The sequence below is a fragment of the Microbacterium sp. NPDC078814 genome, from assembly GCF_040702645.1.
Classification (GTDB): Bacteria; Actinomycetota; Actinomycetes; order Actinomycetales; family Microbacteriaceae; genus Microbacterium.
Genome location: NZ_JBFBLT010000021.1, coordinates 1 through 6,089, shown reverse-complemented (window position 1 = coordinate 6,089; position 6,089 = coordinate 1). Strand labels below are relative to the sequence as shown.

Genomic DNA, 6,089 nt, shown 5'->3' with positions numbered 1-6,089 from the left:
TGCCCGAGGCCGCCTGGATCAACCAGCCCTCACAGGAGGCCCTCATACAGACCGCCTGACGGAATCTGTCTCACCCGCCTTGACACTTTCCGCTTTCGTCTACCTCCCCCGCAGAATGGCAAGAGATAACGGCGAGATCAGACCCAGTTGTCTCCCGGATAGTCGTCGTACCAGTCCTGAGCGGCACCGGTCTCAGAACCGGGGGCCTCCCCAACAGAGTGCTCGACACTGACCACGACTCTCGTGTGACGGGTGACGAGCACGCTCAGCGTCTCGAACCGTGAAGCGAAGGTCACGAACCCGGACTCCCCGTGCGAGGCCGACTCGATGCGGCCCATCAGATCACCGACGTCGCAGTCTTCCGCCAAGATGAGCGTTTCTCCGTCGATGCTGATTCGTGTGGTGGGTGTCATGACAATCTTGTGCATCGTTTGTAGCCGGCTCATCGGGACACGCACGCGTGTGCTCCGCTCAGACTACGCACGACTCGCCCCGCGTTATGGGGCATTGCGCATCTGCCTCATGTGTGAGACCAACATGCGTAGACCGTTGCCCCGTAGGGTGAACCCATGGGAACGATCCAGTACGGCGACAGCAGCGAGATCCACATCGAAGACCGAGCTCTTGCGCACCTCAAGGTTGCGATCGCGACCAAGCTGCGCCGCAACGAGAGCTTCACCCTTTCCTGGAAGCACCCAGAGGGCGATGCCCCCGGTCGCTCCACGATCTGGCTTCACCCGTCCATCCCGCTGCGTTTCACGTTCGAGACACCGGAGAACCCGCAGCTCAACGCGAAGTGGGTTCAGGCGCTCATGATGGAAGCCAGCTCTTCCGGCGGTATCACCCTCGTGGACGAGGTCGTTGACAGCCCCGTGGAAATCGATGCTTCCGCCCTCGCCGACCTCGGGGTAGATTAGGCGGCACCGGGGAGGGGAGCGCGCGCCCATCTTGCGGCGCAGCTTGCTCGGTTGATCCCCTTCCCGCCGACCGCGGGGAGGGGATCATCTCTTCTCACTCGACGCTGATGTAGAGCGGCAGGGCAGCAGCCTGCCCATGCCCTAGAACGGCCGGTGTGGACGGGTCTGGGAGCGACCGACGATGCTTCCCCAACGCAATCCACCACTCAAGCCCGGGAAGCGTTCTGAGGGCCGCGCAGAGGGGCGCCGTGTAGTCATCCTCAAAGTAGCCAACCCACGTCCCCACGGCCTCAGCGAGCACGTCCGTGCGTTCACCAGCGGCCGCCCTGAGCTCGTCTAGGACGGGGGCCGGGTCGGTCGTGTACCTGTTGCGTGAACAGATCGCATCGAGTTCGATACTGAGCTTGGTTGTGGGGGACAGGCCTCGTGATTGCATGCCGGATCATCCTTCCTCCGGCCGAGATGAATCAGGCTAGCAACACTCGAATATGTGTTCCGCTGTCTTAACCCATGAGCACACCTCGACCGCCTCTCGCGCGCCATGACCGGCGTCGAAGACCTGCTCGCCTAGGTATGTTGGCGTCATGAACGCGGAGGATCTTGAGCGGATCGTGCGCCGGGTAGTCCGTGAAGAGCTGCACCGGTTTCATGTCGGCGGCGTCAGAGCGCAAACGGTTGTGGAGCGCGTGCCGAACCGGGCCGTCGCGCCTGGCGACGAGGGTGCCAGGAACATCGAGCGGGTGTATGAGTACACCATGAAAATCGACCCTGACGGGACCATGCCGAAGGACGAGCTCAGGCACCTCATGCGCATGAAGTTCCCCGAGTTCGACTTCTAGTCGTGGACACATCCGTGGACACAAACACGCAGGATTTCCGGTGATCTGAGCGGACCCATCCTGGGTCTAGATCCGCGTCAGATCAACGATCTCGGGCCGATCCGGCAGGCCCCCGCGCGCATGCACTTGGGTTCAAATCCCACCGTCACCGCCACCACGAAGGCCCCGGCTCCCGTTGAAAACACGGAGATGCGGGGCCTTCGTCATGTCCGGGATCGCGAGCGTGATAACGTAGATGTCGTTCACGGGCCTATGGCGCAGTTGGTAGCGCGCCTCGTTCGCATCGAGGAGGTCAGGGGTTCGAATCCCCTTAGGTCCACAGGAACTGAACGAAAGAACCTCGCCCCGCAGCTCGCGGGGCGAGGTTCTTTCGTTGGAGCATGGGGCTGATCCGATCGCCGCGACGGGACCGCTCGGCGGCAGGGGTCCGATTCGGTGCCCCTAGGCTGAGGACATGGACGCGACGCCCAGCGAATCCGGCTCGACCCTGCACACGCATGCCGTCGACAGCCAGCGCCGTGCCGCGGCCCTCGGCGAGGGGAATCGGGTGCTGTCGCGTACGCAGAAGGTGTACGTGGCGCTCCGGGACGACATCGTCCGCACCCGGCTCGCCCCGGGCGAGGTCGTCATCGAACCCGAACTGGCGGCGCGGTTCGGGGTGTCGAAGACGCCGGTGCGTGAAGCCCTGCAGATCCTCGTCGTCGAGGGGCTCGTCGTCGCCCTTCCCCGACGCGGATACGTCGTCCGCCCGCTGGGCATCAGCGAGGTGCGCGAGGTGCTCGACCTGCGGTTGATCATCGAACCGCCGATGGCGGCAGGGGCGACGCGCTACGGCAACGAGGCCTTCATCGAGGAGCTCAGCTCGATCCTGGACGCGCAGCGCAGCGGCTCCGGTACGGCGGAGCTGACCGATGCGGCCCGCGCGTTCCACGAGTGCATCCTCGGCGCGGCACGCAACGCTCGGGCGAAGACGCTCATGAGCGGCCTGTTTGACGAGACGACGCGGAGTCACCACCTGATCCCGGCGATCGATGCGCGCATCCACTCGGACGTCGAGAACAACGGGCACCAGCAGGTGCTCGAAGCGATCCGCACCGGCGATCCGCGGGCGGCCGAGGAGGCCATGCGCCGACACCTCGTCGAGCTGCGGGAGTTCGTCCTCCAGGCGTTCCTCGAAGCCTGACGCCTCCGCGGCGTACGCGCAAGCCGTCACACCTCCGTCAGATATATCTGAGGAATATCGCTATTGTGCCCAAGATATTTGGGAGCTATGGTGGTGCCGACACCGCGGTCGGCTCTTCGGCCTCGATGGGAGTTGCCGAGAGGATCCAGGTTTGTTGCGACGTCGCATCCGCACCTTCACCGAGCTGTTGAGCTTCGCTCCGCCCGCCCTTCCCACCGAGGCGACGCGCGTCGCCGAGGCGCGCTGTCTCGACGATCTGCGACGGCTCGCGAAGCGACGGGTGCCCGGATTCGTCTTCGACTACGTCGAGGGTGCCGCGGTGACCGAACAGGCCGCTCGGGACAACGAGGCCGCCTTCGCCCGCCGGAGGTTCGTGCCCACGGTCACCGAGAGTGCCGCGGGGGCGACGCTCACCACCCGCCTGCTGGGACGCGAGCACGCGATGCCCATCGGCATCGCTCCGATCGGTCTCACCGCCCTCATGCGTGCGGCCGGCGAAACCGACGGGGCCCGTGCGGCCGCCAACCGTGACGTGCCGTTCGTGCTCTCCACGATGGGAACGCGGAGCATCGAGCACGTCGCCGACGCCGCACCCGCCGCACGGCGCTGGTTCCAGCTCTACCTGCGGCGCGATCGCGACGCGTCTCTCGCGCTCGTCGAGCGGGCCGCCGCTGCCGGCTTCGACACCCTCGTCCTCACTGTCGACACACGCGTGCCGGGACAGCGGTACCGCGACGACCGCAACCGGCTCTCGATGCCGCCGCGTCTGACCTTGCGCACCGCCGTGCAGTCGGCACTGCGTCCCTCCTGGACCCTCGATCTGCTGGCCCACGACGCGCCGGCCATGGCGAACTTCGGCCCGCGTTCCGGACGCGTCACCGACGTGGTGGGCAGCATGTTCGATCCCGCGCTGTCCTTGGACGACGTGCGCTGGCTGCGGACACACTGGAGCGGGCCGATCGTCGTGAAGGGCGTGCTCTCCGCCGTCGACGCCGAACGCTTCATCGACGCCGGCGCGGATGCCATCTGGGTCTCCAACCATGGCGGTCGTCAGCTCGACCGCGCGATCGCGCCCGTCGAGATCGTGGGCGCCGTGCGCGCCGCCGTCGGCGACGATGTGCCGATCCTGCTCGACTCCGGCATCCGCAGCGGCCTCGACGTGGTGGCCGCGATCGCGTGCGGAGCCGACTTCGTCTTCCTCGGCCGGGGATACATGTACGGCCTGATGGCGGGCGGCCGGGTGGGGGTCGAGAGGGCGCTCGCCCTGGTGGCGAACGAGACCCTGTCGACGATGCAGCTTCTCGGCGTGCGCACGACCGCCGAGCTGCGCGGCCGGGGGACCGCCGTCCTCGCGCCGACCGGATAGCCACGACCACGCCAGCACTTTTCAATGACGAAAGGACACCCCATGGCCCACGAACAGCAGCGCACCATGACCCCGCAGGCGAGGCGGGCGATCGCCGCCGCCTACTTCGGCACCCTCATCGAGTGGTACGACTACGCGCTCTACGGCGCCGCCGCCGGCCTGGTGATCGGCCCGCTCTTCTTCCCGGACGTCATCCCGGCCTCCGCCTCGATGCTGGCCTTCGCGACCTTCGCCGTCGGCTTCGTGGTGCGGCCGCTCGGCGGCCTCATCATCTCCCACCTCGGGGATCGGGTCGGCCGGAAGCCCGCGATGATCCTGACCATCGTGCTCATGGGCATCGCGACCGTGGGGATCGGGCTCCTCCCGACCGCCGAGGCGATCGGGGTGGCGGCGCCGATCCTGCTGATCCTGTTCCGCTTCGTCCAGGGCTTCGGTGCCGGTGCGGAACTCGCGGGCGCGCTCACCCTCGTCGCCGAGTACGCCCCCGAGCGCCGCCGTGGCCGGGTCATCGGACTGGTCACCTCGGGTGCTCCCGGGGGCGCCTTCCTCGCGACGCTGGCCTTCACCTTCGCCTCGATGCTGCCCGGCGACGTGCTGCTCGGCGGGGCCTGGCGCATTCCGTTCCTGGTCTCCGCCGTGCTCTTCGTCCTCGCGCTGTGGATCCGTCGTCGCCTCGAGGAGACGCCGGAGTACCGGGCCGCGGTGGCGAACGCCGAGCAGGCTGCGACGAAGGTGCCTCTGGCGGAGCTGTTCCGCCGCAGCCCCCGCGAGCTCGTCGTCGGCTTCTTCAGCGTGTGCGGCCACAACGTGACTAACTACGTGCTCAGCGCCTTCGCCCTCAGCTACCTCACGCTGACGGTCGGGATGCCCCGGGTCCAGGCACTGGTCGCCGTGCTCGTCGCCTCGCTCCTCACCGCCTTCGCACCCGTCCTCGGCGGGATCGCGGTGGATCGCTTCGGAGCCAAGCGCGTTGTGATCTTCGGCTCCGTCGCCGGGATCGTCCTCACCTACCCGGTCTTCCTCTCGCTGCAGTCGGGCGACCCGGTGTGGGCGGCTCTCGGGATGACGGCGCTCGGCGTCATCGCCGTGGGGGCGACCGCGGCCTCCACCGGGACGTTCCTCACGAACCTCTTCCCGACGCGGTACCGCTTCACCGGCGTCGCGACGGCCCGGGAGCTGAACGGCGCCCTGGTCGCCGGACCCACCCCGCTCATCGCCACGGCGCTCGTCGCGGCCGCCGGGGGAGGCCTCTGGTTCGTGGTGCTGTTCGTCATCGGTGCCTGCCTGGTGTCGCTGCTGGCCGTCGTCGCGACGCCGAAGCGCGTCGGGGATCTGCAGCCCGAGGACCACTCCGACTCCTCCCGGTTCGCGCCGGCGGGAAGGGCCGCGGACTGAGGGGGCGGGCGACACGCCCGGGAATCGACGGTGATTTGCCCGATGCCCGGAACCCACGTAAGTTATTACCTGTTCGCCCCAAACGGTTGAGCGGAGGTCCTCGGACCGGCTCCCGTCAAGCATCGAACACCTCCCAAATCCCACACACTCACAGAGTGAACAGGATGAAGGATGCTGATCCGTTCCCACGGTCAGGCCGAAGAAACTCGGACTTGACAACGGAAACGAGATCGGTAAGATAGAGAAGTTGCCCTGCGGGCCTGGTCGTGATGGCTGGGTCGTGGGAGCATCCGATCCTTGAGAACTCAACAGCGTGCACTTGTCAAATGCCAAATTATCCTCGTCTAGCTTCGGCTGGGTGAGAATTCCTTTGGATCAAAGACCAACCT

General features: G+C 66.9%; 7 protein-coding genes and 1 tRNA gene. 6 read left to right on the top strand and 2 right to left on the bottom strand.

Translation table 11 applies throughout. The features are described 5' to 3' along the window. Nucleotides 1-137: 137 nt before the first annotated feature. Nucleotides 138-413: a hypothetical protein gene (locus AB0300_RS18500; protein WP_366216646.1), complete on the bottom strand. Its 276-nt coding sequence runs from the start codon at nt 411-413 to the stop codon at nt 138-140. Nucleotides 414-569: 156 nt separating this feature from the next. On the opposite strand from AB0300_RS18500, the gene AB0300_RS18495 reads away from it, so the two are divergent. After that, nucleotides 570-917: a hypothetical protein gene (locus AB0300_RS18495; protein WP_366216645.1), complete on the top strand. Its 348-nt coding sequence runs from the start codon at nt 570-572 to the stop codon at nt 915-917. 94 nt (nt 918-1,011) lie between these two features. On the opposite strand, the gene AB0300_RS18490 is transcribed toward AB0300_RS18495, so the two are convergent. Next, on the bottom strand, nt 1,012-1,353 hold the full coding sequence (locus AB0300_RS18490; protein WP_366216644.1) for a hypothetical protein: 342 nt from the start codon (nt 1,351-1,353) through the stop codon (nt 1,012-1,014). A 148-nt stretch (nt 1,354-1,501) separates the two neighbouring features. Between AB0300_RS18490 and AB0300_RS18485 the strand changes: the two genes are divergently transcribed. From AB0300_RS18485 to AB0300_RS18465, 5 genes are all read left to right on the top strand, one after another. Beyond that, nucleotides 1,502-1,756: a hypothetical protein gene (locus tag AB0300_RS18485; protein WP_366216643.1), complete on the top strand. Its 255-nt coding sequence runs from the start codon at nt 1,502-1,504 to the stop codon at nt 1,754-1,756. 246 nt (nt 1,757-2,002) lie between these two features. Then, nucleotides 2,003-2,075: transfer RNA gene (locus AB0300_RS18480), tRNA-Ala, on the top strand. A gap of 135 nt (nt 2,076-2,210) precedes the next feature. Then, nucleotides 2,211-2,939 carry a GntR family transcriptional regulator gene (locus AB0300_RS18475; RefSeq protein ID WP_247641412.1) on the top strand — a complete coding sequence of 243 codons (729 nt, stop codon included), beginning with the start codon at nt 2,211-2,213 and terminating at the stop codon, nt 2,937-2,939. A 151-nt stretch (nt 2,940-3,090) separates the two neighbouring features. After that, nucleotides 3,091-4,305, top strand: a complete 1,215-nt coding sequence (locus AB0300_RS18470) for an alpha-hydroxy acid oxidase (protein WP_366216642.1) — start codon at nt 3,091-3,093, stop codon at nt 4,303-4,305. 42 nt (nt 4,306-4,347) lie between these two features. Beyond that, the gene (locus tag AB0300_RS18465; RefSeq protein ID WP_238695674.1) at nt 4,348-5,700 is read left to right on the top strand and encodes an MFS transporter; all 1,353 of its coding nucleotides are present in this window, start codon (nt 4,348-4,350) and stop codon (nt 5,698-5,700) included. Nucleotides 5,701-6,089 lie beyond the last annotated feature (389 nt).